This is a genomic window from Oceanihabitans sp. 2_MG-2023 (assembly GCF_030547245.1).
Classification (GTDB): domain Bacteria; phylum Bacteroidota; class Bacteroidia; order Flavobacteriales; family Flavobacteriaceae; genus Oceanihabitans.
In genome coordinates this window covers 1-21002 of record NZ_JAUOQT010000001.1, presented here as the reverse complement: position 1 = coordinate 21002, position 21002 = coordinate 1, and the positions used below count along the sequence as shown (strand labels likewise).

The window sequence follows — 21002 nt, the reverse complement described above, 5'->3', positions numbered from 1 at the left end:
CATGGAGCTAATTCTTAAGTATTTTCCAAACCTTACTGAAGATCAAATTGATAAATTTACAAAGTTAGAAGCTTTGTATCAAGACTGGAATTTAAAGATTAATGTAGTTTCTAGAAAAGATATTGATGAATTGTATTTGCGTCACGTACTACATTCTATAGCTATTGCTAAGTTGATTAATTTTAAGCCTAAAACCAAAATCATGGATGTTGGTACGGGAGGAGGTTTTCCTGGAATACCTTTAGCTATTTTGTTTCCTGAATGCTCTTTTCATTTAGTAGATAGTATTAATAAAAAATTAAATGTGGTTAGAGAAGTTGCTGAAGGTTTGGGTTTAGAAAATGTAAAAACGACCCATTCTAGAGTTGAAGAAATAAATGATACTTACGATTTTATTGTAAGTAGAGCAGTAGCAGCTATGCCAACTTTTGTGCATTGGGTAAAAGGTAAAGTAGCAAAAAAGCAAAATCACGAACTTAAAAATGGAATTATTTATTTAAAAGGAGGGGATTTAACTGAAGAATTGCAAGATTACCCCAAAGCTACTATTTATAATATTTCAGATTTTTATACTGAAGCTTTTTTTGAAACAAAAAAGCTGGTGCATCTACCATTAAAATATAAACTATAAATTAAAAAGCTTCTCATTGAGAAGCTTTTTTAATACTTTGGATTTAGGTGTTATCTTACTATAAATTTTGTCTTTAAGTTTTTCTTTTCTTGCGTCTCAATATTTAAAATATATAGACCAGAAGCAATATGTAAAGGGATGCTTGTTTTCGTGTTTAAGTTTAAAACGTTGTTGTAAACCATTTTTCCTGTCGCATCTACAACGGTAATTCTTGCGTTTTCATAAGTTTTTGAACTTAGAATATGTAAAGCATCTGTAATTGGGTTTTGTTCTAGTTTAATGCTGTTTTGTATGTTGGTATCTGTGGTTAAAGTTTCTTGAAAGATTTCATTTAATGCAAAAGCTACATTTTGTTCTGTTAAGGTAACATGTGGTTCGTTTTCGGTAGGCATATACCAAGCATCAAAAGGAGTTGTGTTAGATGTAGCTCTAGCTGTTGTAACTCCAGAAGGTGTATGAAACCAATTGATTTGGCCTGCTGTTATTTGAAAAGCCATAGCGCTAACGCTTGGTATAAAGTTAAAGTGATCGGTGGTTAATGCTCCTAAAAATTCGCCAACTAAACCATCTGTAGCTAAATCCTCTGTTAGTCCTAATATGTCAAATAGCCCACCTGATGCTGCGTCAATACCATTAGAATAGGTGAAAGAAGTAGTTCTTGCGTTATTTTCTCTATCGTTAGCTAAAGGAAACCACCAAGGAAAATCTAAGTGTACTTGACTCATTTCAATTTGTGTGCCAGCAGCAGGTGTGAAAAACGTGTTTGCTTTTAATTCTGCAACATCAAAAAGATCAATATTGGCATTTACAATTTGACTGCCTGGAACTAAATTGTTTGCGTTTGCTGTGTTGTCTGGGTATCGACTATTATTTCCACTACCATTAATAATGGAAACGTTTCTGGTTAATTCAGGAAACCCAGAACTGTTAAAACTGTTTATATTATTGTCAAAAGTATTTTTGTAAGGATGTGCTCTTGGTGTTGACAAGCTATTATTAAAAGTCACTCCATCACTATCTGTTATATGCGGTTCGAATTGGTCTGTAAGCATTTGTCTTGCTGCTGCAGAAGTAAGCATACCGTCAATAATAGGTTGTAATTCTTCTACATTTTGGTCTCCCAGAACCCAAAAATCATCTAGCCCAAAAGCAAGAAAATTGAATTGGTGTTGAAAACCTATAGGTACATTTGCACCATGATGTGGCGCATCAAAAGAAATCCATAATCTAGTTTCATGACTCATGCTTTGAGCTTCCATATAATTTAAAGCATATCTAGAAATTAATCCTCCCATACTTGGACCAATAACTACGTTTTGAGCTGTTCCTACTTTTTGCGCATTTATTAGATTTATTAATTCTACTAATAGCATGGCATTGCGTTCAATGAAATCAGATCCACCATCAATAACAGCATTGTCTGCAGCTCTAGTGTAGATTGGGAAATTTAAATAGACTACATCAAAACCTTCTTCTTTAACTAAAGCTTCTAAGTTTGAAGTGATGCCATTGTCATCAAAATCTAATAATTCGCGTAAGCCTGTTATATTTCTTCCGTCTCCAGGATCAAATCCATCGACTAAAAAAATAGGCTTATCTAATACATTATCGTCACTTAAGTATATTTCATATTCCCCAACACCAGGATATGAAGTAGCTTCTCCATAAGCAGATAAGTTTGGGGTAATACTGGAAGTAAAGGTGAAAACTTCTCGGTTAAAAATGTTGCTTAAATCTTCGTTTGAGTATTTAATCTCTATTTTTGAAGTTCTTGAAAGGACTTCTCCAGTATGTAAAGTTATAGCAAATTGGAGTGTTTTTTCTCCTTCTTCAAAATAGAGGATACTTATGTTTTGGTTAGGGTTTACTGTTTTAAAACCTTCTCCATTATTAAAGTCTATTGCTATATTTTCAATTGCATTATTTGTAGTGTTAAAAATATTATTAGCATCTAAGCGAAATGTAGTTTTTAACCCTTTGGTTTTTGTTCGAAGTGCGGTAGCAGTGGTTACTGTGCTTTTTTCAAAAATGGATGTTGTAGTGTTTGTTCGGACTAAATTTCCTTGTGCATTCCTAGTAACTATATTGTTTTGCATAGCAGCATCTGTTATAGATTCAAATTCACTATGTAGTATTGCAAGCGGAATTATTTTTGTAAAGTAACTCTCTGTACTCTGTTTTTTTAAACTTTGAACAGGTAAAAGACGTTCTTTTATATCTCCTTGCGCGATAGTCTTATAGACTTGATAGAAGTTTAATTTGTTAATTGGTTTTTGGTTGAAACTTGTAATATCTATTATAGTCGATTTTTGTGCTAAAACAGAAGTTTCCATATCGGAAACATCCAATTTTTGAAACGCTTTTTTATTTTGAGCGAGAGCACTTAAAGTAAAGAGGGAAAGTAATAATAATAAGTAGTAACTTTTCATATATTTAAAAAGATTGATTAATCTTTTTAAATATATGAAGTTCTATTAATAGATTTTTAATAATATGTGATTTTAAGATAAAAGGCGTAAAAAAACCTTTAAAATGATAAAATTTTAAAGGTTTTTGTAAGAATATGTAATCATTTGGTGTTTATCCTAAAAATGGATATCTGTAATCTGTTGGAGTTACAAATGTTTCTTTAATCATTCTAGGGGAAACCCAACGCTGTAAGTTTAAAATACTTCCAGCTTTATCATTTGTTCCAGAACCTCTAGCGCCTCCAAAAGGTTGTTGGCCTACTACCGCTCCAGTTGGTTTGTCGTTAATGTAGAAGTTTCCAGCACAGTTTTCTAAAGCTTTAGTCGCTTCTATAACAGCATATCTGTCTGTAGCTAAAATTGCTCCAGTTAAAGCATACTCGCTCGTTTCGTCGACAAGTTTTAATGTTTCCGAGTATTTATCATCTTCAAAAACATAAATAGTAATAACAGGTCCAAATAATTCATCACACATAGTTGTGTATTTTGGATCTTCTGTTACAATTACTGTAGGCTCAATAAAGTACCCTTTGCTTTTGTCGTGACCACCACCAACAATAATATCTGCATCTTTATCTGTTTTAGCTGCATCAATATATTTTGCTAGTTTGTCGAAAGAACCTTCGTGGATTACAGCAGTAATAAAATTGCTCATATCTTCTGGAGATCCCATTTTAAAAGATTTTACATCTTCAATAACATGTTTTTTAACTTCATTCCAAATACTTTTAGAAATATAAGCACGTGAAGCTGCGCTACATTTTTGGCCTTGAAACTCAAAAGCACCTCGAGAAATAGCTGTTGCTACTTGTTTTGGGTTTGCAGATTTGTGAGCTACAATAAAATCTTTACCTCCAGTTTCTCCAACAATTTTTGGGTATGTTTTGTAATTATGAATATTGTTACCAATTTGTTTCCATAATTCTTTAAATATAAAAGTAGAACCCGTAAAGTGTAAACCTGAAAAATCTGGGCTAGCTAATACGGTATTAGTAATCATTACTGGATCACCAAATACTACATTAATTACACCAGCTGGTACACCTGCTTCTTCAAATACATCCATAATAACTTTTGCAGAATATATTTGAGAATCACTAGGTTTCCATACTACAACATTTCCCATCATCGCCATGCAAGCTGGTAAGTTTCCAGCAATAGCTGTAAAATTAAATGGAGATACTGCGTATACAAAACCTTCTAATGGTCTGTATTCAATTTTATTCCAAGCACCACTAGTACTTTCTGGTTGTTCATGGTACATATCTGTCATAAACTGTACGTTAAAACGTAAAAAGTCTATTAATTCACAAGAGGCATCAATTTCTGCTTGGTGAATTGTTTTAGATTGCGCCATCATAGTAGCAGCGTTAATTCTTGCTCTATAAGGCCCAGCTATTAGTTCGGCTGCTTTTAAAAAAATAGCAGCACGATCTTGCCATGGCACTTGCGACCAGTTTTTTCTTGCTTCAAGTGCAGTAGAAATAGCATCATCAATATGCGTTTTTTCTGCTACATGATATTGTCCTACAATATGTTTATGATCGTGTGGTGGAGACATTGGTTTGGTATTACCTGTAGTAACATCTTTACCGTTTATGTACATTGGCACGTCTAGATTGCTATTGTACATTTTCTTATATGTTTTTGCAATAGCTTCACGAACTTCGCAACCTGGTGCGTAATCTTTTACTGGTTCGTTAACTGCAATTGGTACATTAAAAAATCCTTTTCCCATGATTGTTTTTGGTTTTGTGATTCAAAAATTTTTAAAATGCAAAGTTACGATATTTTTATAGATTAGAAATTCTTTGTAATGCTAAAGGCAAGTTAAATTATAAGATTTTTTTTGTAAGTTGCTATGCGCTTTAAAGACTACAAAAAACATGTGTACAGTAACCATTTTTTCTAAAGGCAGAAATGATTTTGTGTTAACCTCTAATAGAGATGAAGCACCAAATCGTATTTCATTACCTCCAGATTTTTATTTGGTAAATAATACTAAAATGTTATTTCCAAAGGATGAAAAATCCGGAGGGACTTGGATCGGTGTAAGTGATAAGAATCGAATAGTTTGCTTGTTAAATGGAGGTTTTGAAGCGCATAATAAAAAAAAGAACTACAGATTAAGTCGTGGTGTTGTGGTTACAGATTTATTAGCTTCGGAAGAAATTGTAACTGCGATTGAAGCCTATGATTTTAAAAATATAGAACCATTTACATTAGTAATTGCAGATTGGAATACCGAATTAAAATTTTATGAATTGGTTTGGGATGGTACTCAAAAACATTTTAGTAATTTGCCGAAAATGGCTAGAGTTTGGTCTTCTTCAACTTTGTATTCTGAAAAAATGAAAGAAGAACGTAAACAATGGTTTGATGATTTTAAAAACGGAACCGAATTGACTTCCGCGAAAGCGTTACAATTTCATAAAGAAACTAATGTAAAGAATACCGATTATGGTGTAATAATGGATAGAGGTGTTGTTAAAACTACTAGTATCACACAAGTAGTTAAGACAAAAGATTCTGTTTCTATGGTTTTTGAAAACCTGCAAAAAAATACTACATTATCAAAATCTATTTCATTTCCAGAAACTATTCATGAATAATACAGCAATTATTTTAACACTTGCCTATCCTGAAACTATTGTTATGGTTGCAGACGAATGGTATTCTCCATATTTACGTTTTTTAGGAGTTGGTAAAAAGAATTATTTGAGAGCTGGTCATGCTGCTTTGGTTTTAATTGAAAAAGCTACAGGTATTTTAGAATATCATGATTTTGGAAGATATATTACTCCAGAACCTAATGGAAGGGTTCGAGGAAAAGACACGGATCATGAGTTGTGTTTTCCGGTTGTTGCCAAATTTGAAAATGACAAAATTGAGAATTTAAATGAAATTTTAGAGTTTCTAGCGACACATCCTAAACTTACACATGGTGATGGTAAATTAATAGCTTCGGTTTGTAATGCTGTAGATTATTATTCGGCAAGACAACATATCACTATGATGCAGCAACGAGACTTTATACGTTATGCAGCGTTTATTAAAGAAGCTTGCAATTGTGCACGTTTTGTAACGGACGCTTTAATTGTTTCTGTAACCGATAAGTTGATAAAAGATAAATTAGAAAAATCGAAATGGTTTACACCAAGTACCATTGGGAATGTGGTAATTGCAGATACAGAGAATATGGTTTATGAGGTTTCTGAAACTGGAGAAATTTCAGAATATAAATCGACTGTAAGTAAAGATAATAGGTTGTATTTTTTGGATAGATTAAAAAATCACGTACCAAGTTTTGTTGGTACATTAAAACCTAAGCCTGTTGAAAATCTTCATGAAAATGCACAATGGCTTTCGGGTATTGCAGCAGGAGCTTGGTACGAATTACATGCTACTGAAAATAGATTAGAGTATTGGTATAAAAGAATTTCGCCTTATGGAAACATTGATGTACACGCTTTATATAAAGTCACAAAAGCAGGATTTAATTACCAGGAAGCATTTGAGTTTATTCATTATTCTAATTGTAAGTTTTTTCATGTAAAACAAAAAGAAACTGTTTATAAATTTGAAATAAAAGAAATTTAATTTAGAGCAAAAGGAGCGCTTAATTTAAAGGTAGGAATTGCTACTTGAAATTTTTTGGTATTGCTAAAATTTACCATTTCATAATATCCTTTCATTGCTCCAAAAGGAGAGGTAAGTAAACATCCGGAATTATAAGTATGAGATTCTCCTGGTTTTAAAACAGGTTTTTTACCTATAACACCTTCGCCAGAAACCGTTTCTACATGATTTAAAGCGTCAAAAATTATCCAATGTCTTGCATTAAGTTGCACAGAGTCTTTGCTCTGGTTTTCAATAGTTACTTGGTATCCAAAGGCAAATTGTATTTTATAGTTTCTATAAAAAGTGCCTTCAAAAGTAGTATCTACTGAAATCTTTATGCCTTTTGTAACTTGTTGAACCATTTTAACTTCTGATAATCAAGGGGTTTAATAGTCAAAAATACTAAAAAAATAAATTATTCAACCTTTATTTAGTATTTCTTTGATAGGAAGATAGTAAATTATTTTTATTAATTAGTGATATTTACAGAGCTTGCTTCACCTAAACCAATAATTTTATCGTAGCGTGCACCTAAATCTTTGTAGTAAACTAATACTTTGTAATTGTTTTCAGTTTGCCAAAAATTTCCGCTAATAGCACCTTCATCTAACTTTCCGTTTTTATTTACAACAACATATTTGTAGTTATAAAATCCTTGTTTTAGTAATATTTCGTTTTTATAAACTCCTTTTTCTGCATTAAATCTCATTTTAGTACTTTCATCAATAGTGTAATTATTAAAGTTACCATATACATGTAGTTCTTTGTTTTCTGGTAATTCTTCTAACAATAAAGAGAAAAACATCCATACATAATCTGCTTCAATACTTGAGTTGCTAGCGTCTAATGCAGTTACTAGATAATTACCATTAATATCTGGATTGTAAGTGTAAGGTGTGTCTCTCCTAACAAGGTTGGTGTATAAATAATTGTGGTATAATTCTTTTAAATCTATAAACTGTATTCCTGTGTTTGCAGCTCTTACATCTTTGTTTTCAAACCATAAATATTCATTTCCTGCCCAAAAGCTAGTTTCGGTGTTGTATTTATAAATAAGTTCATTGCCAAGGGTGTACATTGGTTGTATGCCAGAAATTGCAGTGTTTAAATTATTGTTTTGTATGATAACTGTTTTAATAGTCTGCTTTGGATTGTTAAACGGAGTATTGTTAGAAGAAATAGTAATATCTACAGTTTGTTTGTCTTTAATGTTTCTAACATCTCGAGATCGTTTTATTGCGACTCCAACATTTGCACTTTCTTCGTAAACCATGAATTTTCTGGAAAATGCTAGCTCGTCATAATCGTCATATATTTTAAGCATATAATTTCCAGATACTTTTAATCTTCGTGTTCTTTCATTTGGGATTGTAAGTTGGTAATTCGAATAAATTTGTAAGGTGTTAAACGAATTTTCGTAAGTTCGAATACGTTGGTTGTCAAAACCTTCTAGATATTCCATTTTAGCTAAAACCGAAGGTGTCCAATCGTAATTATAATGTTCAATTATATAATAATAATCTTCTTCGTCTCCATTTAGCGCGTCAAATTCTAATTGTAAGTATTCTCCAAGTTTTAAAACAGGTAATTGACTTTCATCTGTATTTCCTTTAAAAGTAATTGTTTTAATGTAGTCAGGTGGAGCAACTTCTTGTGCGATTTGCGCAATTAAGCTTGTAGAGAATAAAAGGGTTGCTATAAGATGTTTAAAATTCACAGATCTGTAATTGTTGTTTTGCAGTAAATATAAGCAATTTTTATGCCTAAGCTTATTAATTTATTTAGATTGAGTATAAATAGTATGGAAGGCGATTTTTAGACGTGTTTTTATGGATTAATTCGTAAATTTGCATCGATTTTTAAGAGACTTAAAAATTTAAAACACTATAACTATTAACAAATAGATTTATAATATGTCAAACGACATTAAGATTAAAAAAGGTCTAGATATTAAGTTAAAAGGAACTGCAGAAGCGGCAAAAGAGAACGCAATTATCAGTAACTTTTTCTCTGTAAGACCAGAAGATTTCCACAGTGTTATACCAAAATTAATTGCAAAAGTTGGAACTAAAGTAAAAGCAGGAGAGCCTATTTTTTACGATAAATCTAATGAAGCTTTAAAGTTTGTTTCTCCAGTTTCTGGTGAAATAATAGATATTCCTCGTGGAGAAAAACGCAAAATTTTAGCAGTTAAAATTCAAGCTGACAAAGAGCAGTCTTACCAAGATAATGGTAAGCTTAATGTAGATGCCGCAAAGGCAGAAGACATTAAAGCACATTTGTTAGCTTCAGGTTGTTGGCCTTTTATTAAGCAACGTCCTTATGATGTAATTGCAAATCCAGACAAAGCACCAAAAGCAATTTTTGTTTCTGCTTATGCTTCTGCTCCTTTAGTAGCAGATTTAGACTTTACCCTTCAAGGTAAAGAAGCAGAATTACAGGCTGCAGTTACTGCTTTAACTAAATTGACCGAAGGGCAAGTTCATATTTCTGTTGGTAAAAACGGGAACTCGCCACTGGCAAATGTTTCTGGAGCAACAATACATCCAGTTTCCGGACCACATCCTTCTGGTAATGTTGGTACGCAAATAAACAAAATTGATCCTGTTAATAAAGGAGAAGTAGTTTGGACGGTTAACGCACAAGACCTTGTTATAATTGGGGAATTATTATTAACGGGTAAGTTTAATGCAGAGCGAATTGTTGCTCTTGCAGGTTCATCCGTTAAAAAACCTAGATATTTTGTTACTAAGTTAGGAGCAGAAGTTGCTTCTATGATTTATGATAACGGTGTAGATAAAAACGATAACATTAGAATCATTTCAGGAAATGTATTAAGCGGAAAGCAAGTGCAACCTGATGGCTTTTTAGATTATTATAGCAATACTATTACTGTAATACCAGAAGGTAATGATTATGAATTTTTTGGATGGAATAAACCTGTGTTTAACAAGGTTTCTACTTCAAGAGCACTTACATTTTCTTGGTTAACTCCTAAAAAAGAATACGATTTAAATACCAATACAAATGGGGAACATCGTGCTTTTGTTACTACAGGGACGTACGAGGAGGTTTTTCCTTTAGATATATATCCAATGCAAATTTTAAAAGCTTGTATGTATCAAGATTTAGATGAAATGGAAGCTTTAGGAATGTACGAAGTTGCACCAGAAGATTTTGCTTTAACAGAATTTGTATGTGTATCTAAACAACCACATCAAGATATTATAAGAAAAGGTTTAGACTTAATGCTAAAAGAGATAGGATAATGGGTTTAAAAAGTAGTTTACATAACTTAAAAGAAAAGTATAAAGGTACCAAAATGGCTCCTGCATTTAATGCAATCCATACCTTTTTATACTTACCAAATGAGACCACGCATAATGGTACTCATATAAAAGCAGCAGATGACTTAAAGCGTACCATGAATACCGTAATCATGGCACTTGTACCATGTTTAATATTTGGTATGTTTAATGCAGGCTACCAACATCACTTAGCTTCTGGAACGATAGAAGCTGCTAACGGGTTTTTTAGCTCCTCTTTTTGGACTTGGGATAACTTAGTTATTGGTTTAGTTAAAATTTTACCACTAGTAATTGTTTCTTACGGAGTTGGTTTGCTTATCGAATTTATTTTCGCTGTAATTAAAGGCCACGAGGTAGAAGAAGGATACTTAGTAACAGGAATGTTAGTGCCGTTAATTGTACCAATTGATATTCCATTATGGATGCTTGCAGTTGCAGTAGCCTTTGGTGTTGTTATAGGAAAAGAAGTGTTTGGAGGTACAGGAATGAATATTTTAAATCCAGCATTAACTATACGTGCTTTTTTATTCTTTGCATATCCTACTTGGATGTCTGGAGATAAAGTTTGGGTGCAAGGAGCTGTAGAAGCAGCTGGTACTCCAGATGCTATTTCAGGAGAAACCATTTTAGGAACTCTTGCACAAAACAACGAAGTAACGCATTCTGTTGCAGATATGTTTTTAGGATTTATTCCTGGTTCTGTTGGTGAAACTTCTACATTATTAATATTACTAGGCGCATTATTCTTAATCTTCGCTAAAATAGGAAGCTGGAGAATCATGTTGTCTTCTGTAGCAGGGGCTTTAGTAATGGGATTAATATTTAATGGATTTGTAAATGCAGATGTCATTGCAGATAGTAGTAAGTTTTACGGATTAATGAGTACTCCTTTTTGGCATCACTTACTTATTGGTGGTTTTGCTTTTGGTACGGTGTTTATGGCAACAGATCCTGTTACTGCATCACAAACTAATAAAGGTAAATGGATTTACGGATTCTTAATCGGATTCATTTCAATACTAATTAGAGTATTCAATCCTGCATATCCAGAAGGAGTTATGCTAGCTATTCTATTAATGAATGTGTTTGCTCCAACCATTGACCATTATGTGGTACAAGGAAATGTAAAAAGAAGAATGAAGCGTTTAAAAACTAAAGTTGCTTAAACATGGAAAAAAGAACAGATAAAAATTCATATACTATACTTTTTGCCATTGCTATGGTAATTGTAGTAGGAGGTTTGCTAGCTTTTACAGCATCTGCACTACGTCCTAGAATTGATAATAACGAAAGATTAGAAAGGCAACAAAACATTTTGTATGCTATGGGGGTTAATGAAAATGAAGGCAATTCTGCTATTTTTGTTTCAACAGATAAAGCTCCTGAATTATTTTCACAATACATTAAAAAACAATTAGTGTTAGAAGGGGATAAAGTTTCAGAAAATCAAGAAGCATATCTAATCGATGTAAAAAAAGAACAAACAGCTGCTAAAGCAGGTGATGTTAGAAAACTTCCTTTGTTTGTAGGTGAAAAAGATGGTCAAACATTTTATATAGCACCAATTAGAGGAAAAGGATTATGGGATGCCGTTTGGGCGTACATTGCTATGGATGAAAACATGGTAGTACAAGGTGCTTATTTTGATCATAAAGGAGAAACTGCTGGTTTAGGTGCAAACATTAAACAACGTTTCTTTATGGATGACTTTATTGGTGAGCACTTAAAGTCTAACGGAAACTTTAAAGGTATTAATATATCTAAAAGCAACAACGATCCTAAAAACGAAGACAAAACAGATAATGAGGTAGATGCTATAGCTGGAGCAACTATTACAGGAGACGGTGTTTCTGCAATGATAAAATCAGAGCTTAAACAGTATGTGCCTTATTTTGATAACTTAAAAAAGAATTAATTTATGGGACTTTTATCAAAAAAAGACGCAGCATTAATTACAGACCCTTTAGCAGATAATAACCCTATTACAATTCAAGTTTTAGGTATTTGTTCTGCATTAGCAATTACTGCAGAATTAGAAGCAGCAATCGTAATGTCCGTTTCGGTATTATTTGTTTTAGGAATTGGTAACGTAGTTATCTCTTTAATGCGAAACATTATACCTTCAAAAATTAGAATTATTGTTCAACTAATCGTAGTTGCTGCATTAGTAATTATAGTAGATCAAGTCTTAAAAGCTTTTGCTTACGAGTTAAGTAAAACGCTTTCTGTATTTGTAGGATTAATTATTACAAACTGTATCATTATGGGACGTTTTGAAGCTTTTGCTCTAGCGAACAAACCATGGCCTTCTTTTTTAGACGGTATTGGTAACTCTTTAGGATACGGTGTTATTTTAATAATCGTAGCATTCTTTAGAGAGCTTTTAGGAGCTGGAACTTTATTAGGTATTCCTGTTTTAGGAGATCCTATTGAAAAAACAGGATTATACGCTTTAGGTTACGAAAATAATGGTTTTATGATTATGCCTCCAATGGCATTAATTGTTGTAGGAATTATTATTTGGGTACAACGTAGTAGAAACAAAGCATTAATTGAAGATTAAGCTAGTAACTACTAACAAACTATAAAAAAATGGAACATTTAGAATTATTTTTAAAATCAATATTTATAGATAACATGGTATTTTCCGTATTCTTAGGAATGTGTTCATACCTTGCAGTATCTAAAAAAGTTAGTACAGCAGTTGGTTTAGGAGCTGCTGTGATTTTTGTATTAGCTATAACAGTACCTTTAAACTGGTTATTAGATCAATATGTGTTACAACCAGGAGCACTATCATGGTTAGGTGAAGAATATGCAGACTACGATTTAAGCTTCCTTTCTTTCATCATGTTCATTGCAACTATTGCAACCATGGTACAATTAGTAGAAATAGTGGTTGAAAAATTCTCACCATCATTATATAATTCACTTGGTATTTTCTTACCATTAATTGCAGTAAACTGTGCTATTTTAGGTGGGTCTTTATTTATGCAATCCCGAGAAATTCCAACATTAGGATTAGCTACCACTTATGGTATTGGTTCTGGAATAGGATGGTTTTTAGCAATTCTAGCAATTGCAGCTATTCGTGAGAAAATTAGATATTCTAACGTGCCTCCTGCATTAAGAGGTTTAGGTATCACATTTATCATTACAGGTTTAATGGCAATTGGTTTTATGAGTTTTGGTGGAATGTTAACAGGAGGAGATGAAGAAACTAAAGAAGATAAAACAGTACAAATCGAAACTGTAGATCAAGAGAACACAAAAGAGTTAGCTAACAACACAACAATAACAGAGTAACATGATATTAGCAGCAAGTACATTAGGAACCATAATAGCAACTGTAGCAGCTTTTTTACTAGTAACTTTACTATTAGTATCTCTGTTATTATTTGTAAAACAAAAATTATCTCCATCTGGTCCTGTAAAGATTACTATTAATGGAGAAAGAGAAATAGAAGTAGGTTCTGGAGACAGTTTACTATCTACTTTAGGTGCACAAAAAATATTCTTGCCATCTGCTTGTGGTGGTGGTGGAACATGTATTCAATGTGAATGTCACGTTCTTTCTGGAGGTGGTGAAGCATTACCAACAGAAACACCTCACTTTTCTAGAAAAGAATTAGCTCATGGAGCACGTTTATCTTGTCAGGTAAAAGTGAAACAAGACATGGAAATTACAATTCCTGAAGAAGTTTTCGGAATTAAAAAATGGGAAGCAACTGTTGTTTCAAACTATAATGTAGCAACATTTATTAAAGAGTTTGTAGTAGAAATACCTGAGGATATGGACTACAAAGCAGGAGGGTACATTCAAATTGAAATTCCTAACTGTGAAATTAAATATTCAGATATGGATATTACTGCGCATCCAGAAGATCATCCTGGAGAGCCAAATAAATTTGAAGCAGATTGGGATAAGTTCGGTTTAAGACCTTTAGTTATGAAAAATAACGAACTTGTTGAAAGAGCATATTCTATGGCTTCTTACCCAGCAGAAGGAAGAAAAATCATGCTTAACGTACGTGTTGCAACTCCTCCTTTTGATAGAGCCAAAGGTGGCTGGATGGATGTAAATCCTGGAGTAGCATCATCGTATATATTCAACCAAAAAGTTGGAGATAAGGTAACTATATCTGGACCTTATGGTGAATTCTTTATCAATGATAGTGAAGCCGAAATGTTATATGTTGGTGGTGGAGCTGGAATGGCACCTATGCGTTCTCATTTATATGAATTGTTTAGAACTATTAAGACAGGAAGAAAAGTAACTTATTGGTATGGTGGACGTTCTAAAGCAGAATTATTCTACATCCATTACTTTAGAGCATTAGAAAAAGATTTCCCGAACTTTAAATTCTTTATTGCATTATCCGATCCTACGGAAGCAGATAACTGGCAACTTAAAAAAGATGTTGATGATACAGAAGGAGACGGATTTACAGGATTTATTCACCAAGTGGTAATTGATCAATATTTATCTAAACATGAGTCACCGGAAGATATAGAATTATATTTCTGTGGTCCTCCATTAATGAATCAAGCGGTTCAAAAAATGGGAGAAGATTTCGGTATTGATGATGAGAATATCCGATTTGATGATTTTGGAGGATAGAAATTAAGAGTCTTTAAAAGACTGTAATTTTAAGAAAAGTAAAAATTAATGATATACAGACCTTACAGTTTAAAAACTGCAAGGTCTTTTTTTTTTTTTTGAATTTGTTTCAAAAAGGAGGTAACAATTTTACATGCTTCTTTATATAAGTATGAATAACAAAATTTAAAACCTTTTTTATAATGAAAAATTATATTTACAAATTCGCTTTTATTAGTATGTTTTTTTTAGTTTTTTCAAGCTGTAGTACTAATAATAATTCCGTATCAAGAGCTGCTGAAAGTATTGAGATTATTATCGATAACGGAATACCTCAGAATTACTCTTATAATATTATCGCAAAAGATTACCCAATGACACCAACTTCAGGTTATAATTGCGAGTTTACTATTACATCTGAAGATTTAAGCGCAAATACTTTTATTGCAAATTTAGGGATGCAAGTAGCAACTTGTCCTTTTACAGTTACAGCTCCATTTTCTAATACTATGACAGGATCTTTAAGTCCATTTTTTATCATTCCAGGAATTAACTTTGATGATGCAGCAGCTAACAGTATTAATTTTAATATTATTGCTTTTGGTGATAATCCAGGAGACGATATAGATATTGTTTTGTCAGGAACTTTTTATGTAGTTTCAGATCCAAATCCACATACACTTTTAATAACTATTCATGTGCATAGAGATTAATTACCTTAAATTATAAGCGCACTTTTAACCCAACATATTCCTGTTGGGTTTTTTATTCTACCTACATAAACAAGTCCAATCTACATATATAAGTATCCCCTTATATATAAGAAGTTCTAATAAAATATTTGTTCTGCTATAAATTAATACCAAATACAGGGTAACAATTTTACCTGCTTCTTTATATAAGTATGAGTAACAAATTAACAAAAACTTTTATCATGAAAAATTTATTAAAATTAGTATTAATGTTATTTGTATTTGCAAATACATTTTCAGCCATGGGACAACAAGAGCCATTAGATCGAAATTATTTTCAATTAAGCCCAAGAATTGGTTATGATTTTCCTACCTACAAAAATAACACACCATACATAGATTATAAAGGAGGAATAGATTTAGGTCTTTCTTTAGACTATTATTGGAACTGGTTCGGGTTGGGTTTCGATTTTGATTATATCAAAAACCAGCCAGAAAGTACATATCCAACTACAGATCTTTATGCATCTGATGGATTGACACCTATAAATACTTTCCGCGTAAGCGAAGATAATATAACTCGTATGTTTTATGGTATTGGTCCAAATGCTCAGTTTAGAAATAAATCGGGTACATTTAAAACAGAACTGAATACACGTTTTGGTTTCGCTTCAATAGATGGAGGAAGAACCTATTTAGAAGGTACATCTACATTAGGAACAACGCCTTTAAACTTTCATGCTGGTTATAAAGATTCCGGGGTATTTACTTTTAAAGGTCAAGTGCGTTTCACTTATTTCTTAAGCAAAAATTTCGGTGTCCATGCAGGAGCATATTATATGAAACATTTTGGTGTACAAGAATTAAACGAATCAGGAATATCGGCTATGTACCACCCTTTTAGTTCTGGAACAGGAAGTGTAGGAGAACCAATTAATGAATTAGACGCAAATCCTTTATTAAGAGATGAGTCATGCGATTGTGATATTTCTTCGGTAGGCATATTTGCAGGTGTCACTTTTAAACTAAATAAGATGGAAAATGTTTGCCCTGTGTGTAAAGAAGACCATATGCCACATTGTTGCACAACTTGCGGATGTGGAGTAACGGTAACAGCAAAAGATAAATTTTCAGGAATAGTATTACCAAATACAGATGTGGTTTTAACAGACTTAAATGGAAATATTGTGCAAACAGGAACAACAAATACATACGGAGTAGTTGTTTTTAATGATGTTGTAGAAGATAATTATATCATTAAAGGACAGCTCTATAATATAGATTTATTAGAAGGAAGTATTGCTAAAGAGGAATTTAAAAATTGTCAAAAGGAAAGCTCCGGAATTCAAAAAACAATTCTATACACCAATGAGAAATTTATACTTAAAGGAAATGTTTTAGAGTGTAATACAGATGAAGGAATACAAGGTGTAGATATTATTTTAAAAGATAAAACAAAAGCATCACAGAAGAATACGTTATCAAATGCAGAAGGTGATTTTATATTTCACCTAACACAAGAGTCCACTTTTGTGTTAAACGGAAGAAAAAATGGTTACTATTCAAATGAAGTAGAAGTTTCTACAGGATGGTACAATAGAGATACTACACTATTTATAGACTTAGAAATGTGTGTAGATCCATGTGGTAAGGCAATTAAACTGGATAATATTAATTTCGATTTAGATAAGGCCGAAATTCTACCAATATCCATTCCAGATTTACAACGTGTAGTAAAACTAATGCGTGATAATCCAAGCATTCAAGTAGAAATGTCATCACATACCGATAGTCAAGGTTCTGATGCCTATAACAAACAATTATCACAACGTCGTGCAGATGCTACAGTAAACTATATAGCAAGCCAAGGTATATCTAGAGATCGCTTAATAGCCAGAGGAGCAGGCGAAAGTGAATTAAAAAACACAAAATGTGAAAATAATGTACCATGTACAGATGATGAGCATCGTGTAAACCGAAGAACAGAATTTAAAGTAGTATGCTTTTAATATAATTTGATTTAATCTGCTATTAATCAATAACCAAATCCAAGCAGTTGTTAATTGCTGCTTGGATTTAAACTAAAAATTTAGAAATTATGAAAACAATAGATAAAACAAACAATACCCAAATAAATACAATAACCTATACCTTTTTTAAACTAGTTTTTTTATGCTTTTTGTTCCTACAGTTTTCTTGTAGTAGTGATGAATCTTGTGAATATATTACAGGCGGACCAGTAATTCCACCTACTTGTGATTTGCAATCCGAATTAAATCTTTCTACAGGAATAGATACAAATGGAAATGTGCTTACTCCTGGGAAAGGAATTGTAGATCCATTTTGGAGAGTGATTAATAACCCACCACTATTATCTTGTTCAGACCCTTTAGTTTCAACAATTAATGGAGATGCTTATGTAATTAACTTTGCCAATTTTGGTCCAGATGGATGGGTTAATCAAACAGGATCTACAACATTAGCACCAATGGATTTAGGAACCACAGATACTTTTGGTTGTAATAACGCAAGTAATAATAATGGAGATAAAGTGCCATATGTTTTTGAAAGACCTTTTTGCATATTAGAAGATACTTGTATAGACTTTAGTTTTACCTTAAAAGGAGATGATCAAGTGTATTTAGAATTAATTGATAATTCAAATAATTTTCCAATAGATACAAGTCCAACATATATTTGGTCTAATACAGGAATTCAAACTTGGAGCACTTCTAATTTATGTTTGTCCTCAGGAAGTTATAGTTTAAGAGCCTATTTGGTAAATACCAACGCTACAGTGTTAGGTTTCTCACTTGTAGGGAATTTAGTAACTACTAATGGGGATGCTTCTATTTCTAATAACGTGGAAGGATGTTGTCAAAACAATGTAATAAGTGTTTTAAATATTTTAGAAGAAAATTGTGATTCTGTTTTTGATAATGGCGTAGATCAATTAGGAAATGGTTGGTCATTTATCTTAAAAGATATTTCAAATACCATTATAAGAACAGAAACAACAGATGCAAATGGAAATGTATTCTTTTCTGGATTAGAAGATGGAACCTATACCGTAGAAATTGTGAACCAAACAGGTTGGATTTCGTCTAATCCAAGCACTGGAACAATAACCGTAACTGTAGCAAATAATGAAGCTACTATACTAGAATTTTTTAGTTGTATTAATTAATAATTATATTAGCCTTTAATAAAAAAAGGCAATGGAGAAACAATCAAAGTTGCCTTTTATAAAAAAACACCATGAAAATAACATTGAAAATAATATCCCTTTTAGTTTTTATTTTACTAATAAGTTCTTGTTCCAGCGATAACAATGAGTCAGAAAGTGAAAGTTTGGAAGGGCAAGGACAATCGCAATTAATATTTAGCGCTTTTGGAGATATTGGATGTGGCGTAATTACAGTTGCTGTAGATCTACTGGAAACAAAAACTATGGACGGTCAAGATCCTTCTACCGGCTTTGTGTATTGTCAGGACTCAAGCGCGTCTGTTGTACAATGGATTGATATTCCTGCAGGTTCATACAATTACGTAGCTAGTTGTTCGGGATATACTTGGACAGGAACTAGAGTCTTAGGTATAGGCAGTTGCAATAATTTAAGCCTTACCGTTGGCTCCGCAGATTAAAAGAAATATTATTTCTAGAAATAAAACGCGAAATTTATAAATCGCTTAAAAAATTTAAACCCAATACGAAAGTGTTGGGTTTTTTCGTTATAAACGCTATGAAGAAATTTGTATTACTTGTTTTATCACTATCAGCAATTGTTGTTTGCGTCTTTCAATTTAAACCAGTAAAAAAGATGGTAGCAAAAGTGGAAGCAACTGTAGTAACGACAAGTCTTATAAATAAAGACAGTCTTACCATTGTGTCGAGAGTAAATTTGCCTATAGGATATAAACGAGTAATCTACCCCAAAGGATCTTTTCAAGAATATTTAAGAAACTATCCATTGAAACCCTTTGGAAGTAAAATTATTAATTATGATGACACCGAGTATTTTTGGCAAGGAGGACATATCGGAATTTTAGAAGTTCCTGTTCCAAAAAACGGACTCCAACAATGTGCTGATGCTTTAATTCGAATTAGAAGTGAATACCTTTGGATGCAAAATAGAAAAGACGAAATTGGTTTTAATTTTACTAGTGGTCATTATTGTTCTTGGTTAAAATATGCAGCAGGTTTTAGACCAAAAATCAATGGAAATAAAGTTAGTTTTTATAAAACAGCAACGGAAAACCATACGAAAGAAAATTTTTATAAATACCTTAATGTAATCTACATGTATTCGGGGACATTGTCTCTTTTTAATGAACTAAAATCTATAGAGGCTTCAGATTTAAAAATTGGCGATATGTTAATTAAAGGTGGTTCTCCAGGACATATTGTAATGCTTGGTGACGAAGCAGTAAATAATAAAGGAGAAAAAATATTCTTGCTGTTTCAAGGCAATACACCAGCGCAAAGTGTACATCTTGTTAAAAATTTAGAAAACACCAAGCTTTCTCCTTGGTATTCTTTACAAAAGGATACAACTATTCCTGTGTCGAACTATACCTTTCAAAGTTCCAAGTTTGTACGATTTAAGTAAAGTTTAAATTTTTATGCTCACATTTTACAATCGTTTCGATGTAATAGTATATAAACCATAAAAAGCTATTAATCATGAAACGATTATTACAATTAATTACTTTGCTATGCTTGACTAGTACAGCAACATTTTCGCAAGTCACTTGGATTGGCGCAGGAACAGATAACGATTGGGACAACCCAGCCAATTGGGATGTATTTGCCATTCCTTCAACAACAGATGATGTTATAATACCATCCGGATATACAGTCGTCCTAAACGTATTTGGCAACATTAAATCCATCAATTTACAAGGCGATTCTGTATTTGAAATAAATACAAATCTAACTTTTACAGCGCCTTCTAATTTTGGACCTAATACTACTGTTAATTGGAATTCTGGAACCATTAATGGTTCGCTAAGTTCATTAACCAATCAAGGTGTTATAAATTTGCGAACTACTTCTAATAAGTCTATAAGTGGTGAAATGACACTTGAAAATGAGGGGTTCATCAACATTACTTCTAGTGGGGATTTACTCATTACTGGTAGTGAAAGTGTGTTGCATAATCCAATAGAAGGGATTATTGATATGCAGGCAGATACAGGAAATATCAGTTGGTCGGGAACACCTGGTGTTTTAAGTAATGAAGGATTGATAAAAAAGACAACTTCTTCTGGAGTCGCTGCAATTGTACTTCCTATAAATAATAATGATGGAACTATTCAAGTAGAAGCTGGTACACTTTCTTTTCAAAATACATTAGGAAAAAATTTTACAGATGGAACCTATAATGTATTTGCTGGTGCTACTATGGATTGGGATACAACCATTAATCCATCTGGTACACTAGAAGGAAATATAGTGGGTAACCTAAACTGGAATAGTATTTTAAATATCCCAGACGGAGAAAATGCCACTTTTAACTTTTCGGAAACAGATAATTTTAATTGGACAACAGGAACCTTATCCGGAGGAGGAACCTTAATAAATACGAATGTTTTGAAACTTATCGGTTCTTCTAATAAGTTTGTTTCAGGAGATTCAACTCTAGAAAACTTAGGTACATTAGTGCTTACCTCGAATGGGGA

General features: G+C 32.5%; 19 protein-coding genes. 15 read left to right on the top strand and 4 right to left on the bottom strand.

The window, feature by feature from the left end; all coding sequences use genetic code 11:
- Position 1: 1 nt before the first annotated feature.
- A complete protein-coding gene (rsmG, locus tag Q4512_RS00095; RefSeq protein ID WP_303420329.1) occupies positions 2-631 on the top strand; it encodes a 16S rRNA (guanine(527)-N(7))-methyltransferase RsmG in 630 nt (209 codons plus the stop codon).
- A gap of 50 nt (positions 632-681) precedes the next feature.
- Here rsmG and Q4512_RS00090 read toward each other — a convergent pair whose 3' ends face one another.
- Positions 682-3060, bottom strand: coding sequence for a T9SS type A sorting domain-containing protein (locus tag Q4512_RS00090; RefSeq protein WP_303420327.1), 2379 nt, complete (start codon positions 3058-3060; stop codon positions 682-684).
- Between the two features lie 151 nt (positions 3061-3211).
- The gene (pruA, locus tag Q4512_RS00085) at positions 3212-4837 is read right to left on the bottom strand and encodes an L-glutamate gamma-semialdehyde dehydrogenase (RefSeq protein ID WP_303420325.1); all 1626 of its coding nucleotides are present in this window, start codon (positions 4835-4837) and stop codon (positions 3212-3214) included.
- Between the two features lie 148 nt (positions 4838-4985).
- On the opposite strand from pruA, the gene Q4512_RS00080 reads away from it, so the two are divergent.
- Together Q4512_RS00080 and Q4512_RS00075 are read left to right on the top strand one after the other, a co-directional pair.
- Positions 4986-5711, top strand: coding sequence for an NRDE family protein (locus Q4512_RS00080; RefSeq protein ID WP_303420323.1), 726 nt, complete (start codon positions 4986-4988; stop codon positions 5709-5711).
- Positions 5704-6699 (top strand): DUF6695 family protein, encoded by a 996-nt coding sequence (locus Q4512_RS00075; protein ID WP_303420321.1) that lies wholly within the window; start codon positions 5704-5706, stop codon positions 6697-6699. Before Q4512_RS00080 ends, Q4512_RS00075 begins: the two co-directional genes overlap by 8 nt.
- On the opposite strand, the gene apaG is transcribed toward Q4512_RS00075, so the two are convergent.
- Positions 6696-7082, bottom strand: coding sequence for a Co2+/Mg2+ efflux protein ApaG (gene apaG / locus Q4512_RS00070; protein WP_303420319.1), 387 nt, complete (start codon positions 7080-7082; stop codon positions 6696-6698). The two genes, Q4512_RS00075 and apaG, sit on opposite strands and share 4 nt — an antisense overlap.
- Positions 7083-7189: 107 nt before the next feature.
- Complete coding sequence (locus tag Q4512_RS00065) at positions 7190-8437, bottom strand: DUF5103 domain-containing protein (RefSeq protein WP_303420317.1); 1248 nt, start codon at positions 8435-8437, stop codon at positions 7190-7192.
- Between the two features lie 196 nt (positions 8438-8633).
- Between Q4512_RS00065 and Q4512_RS00060 the strand changes: the two genes are divergently transcribed.
- The 12 genes from Q4512_RS00060 to Q4512_RS00005 form a co-directional block, all read left to right on the top strand.
- Entirely contained in the window at positions 8634-9989 is a 1356-nt protein-coding gene (locus tag Q4512_RS00060) for a Na(+)-translocating NADH-quinone reductase subunit A (RefSeq protein WP_303420315.1), read from the top strand.
- Positions 9989-11194: an NADH:ubiquinone reductase (Na(+)-transporting) subunit B gene (locus tag Q4512_RS00055; RefSeq protein ID WP_303420313.1), complete on the top strand. Its 1206-nt coding sequence runs from the start codon at positions 9989-9991 to the stop codon at positions 11192-11194. Before Q4512_RS00060 ends, Q4512_RS00055 begins: the two co-directional genes overlap by 1 nt.
- Before the next feature lie 2 nt (positions 11195-11196).
- Positions 11197-11943 carry a Na(+)-translocating NADH-quinone reductase subunit C gene (locus tag Q4512_RS00050; RefSeq protein ID WP_303420311.1) on the top strand — a complete coding sequence of 249 codons (747 nt, stop codon included), beginning with the start codon at positions 11197-11199 and terminating at the stop codon, positions 11941-11943.
- Positions 11944-11946: 3 nt separating this feature from the next.
- Positions 11947-12591: an NADH:ubiquinone reductase (Na(+)-transporting) subunit D gene (locus tag Q4512_RS00045; RefSeq protein ID WP_303420309.1), complete on the top strand. Its 645-nt coding sequence runs from the start codon at positions 11947-11949 to the stop codon at positions 12589-12591.
- Between the two features lie 29 nt (positions 12592-12620).
- Positions 12621-13334: an NADH:ubiquinone reductase (Na(+)-transporting) subunit E gene (nqrE, locus tag Q4512_RS00040; RefSeq protein ID WP_303420307.1), complete on the top strand. Its 714-nt coding sequence runs from the start codon at positions 12621-12623 to the stop codon at positions 13332-13334.
- A gap of 1 nt (position 13335) precedes the next feature.
- On the top strand, positions 13336-14649 hold the full coding sequence (gene nqrF, locus Q4512_RS00035) for an NADH:ubiquinone reductase (Na(+)-transporting) subunit F (protein ID WP_303420305.1): 1314 nt from the start codon (positions 13336-13338) through the stop codon (positions 14647-14649).
- 182 nt (positions 14650-14831) lie between these two features.
- Positions 14832-15341: a hypothetical protein gene (locus Q4512_RS00030; RefSeq protein WP_303420302.1), complete on the top strand. Its 510-nt coding sequence runs from the start codon at positions 14832-14834 to the stop codon at positions 15339-15341.
- Positions 15342-15562: 221 nt separating this feature from the next.
- Positions 15563-17329: an OmpA family protein gene (locus Q4512_RS00025; RefSeq protein ID WP_303420300.1), complete on the top strand. Its 1767-nt coding sequence runs from the start codon at positions 15563-15565 to the stop codon at positions 17327-17329.
- Positions 17330-17418: 89 nt separating this feature from the next.
- Positions 17419-18507, top strand: coding sequence for an SdrD B-like domain-containing protein (locus Q4512_RS00020; protein ID WP_303420298.1), 1089 nt, complete (start codon positions 17419-17421; stop codon positions 18505-18507).
- 71 nt (positions 18508-18578) lie between these two features.
- Positions 18579-18965 (top strand): hypothetical protein, encoded by a 387-nt coding sequence (locus Q4512_RS00015; protein ID WP_303420296.1) that lies wholly within the window; start codon positions 18579-18581, stop codon positions 18963-18965.
- A 98-nt stretch (positions 18966-19063) separates the two neighbouring features.
- On the top strand, positions 19064-19930 hold the full coding sequence (locus Q4512_RS00010; RefSeq protein ID WP_303420294.1) for a DUF4846 domain-containing protein: 867 nt from the start codon (positions 19064-19066) through the stop codon (positions 19928-19930).
- Positions 19931-20004: 74 nt separating this feature from the next.
- The coding region (locus Q4512_RS00005) for a hypothetical protein (protein ID WP_303420293.1) at positions 20005-21002 on the top strand (998 nt) is incomplete at its 3' end.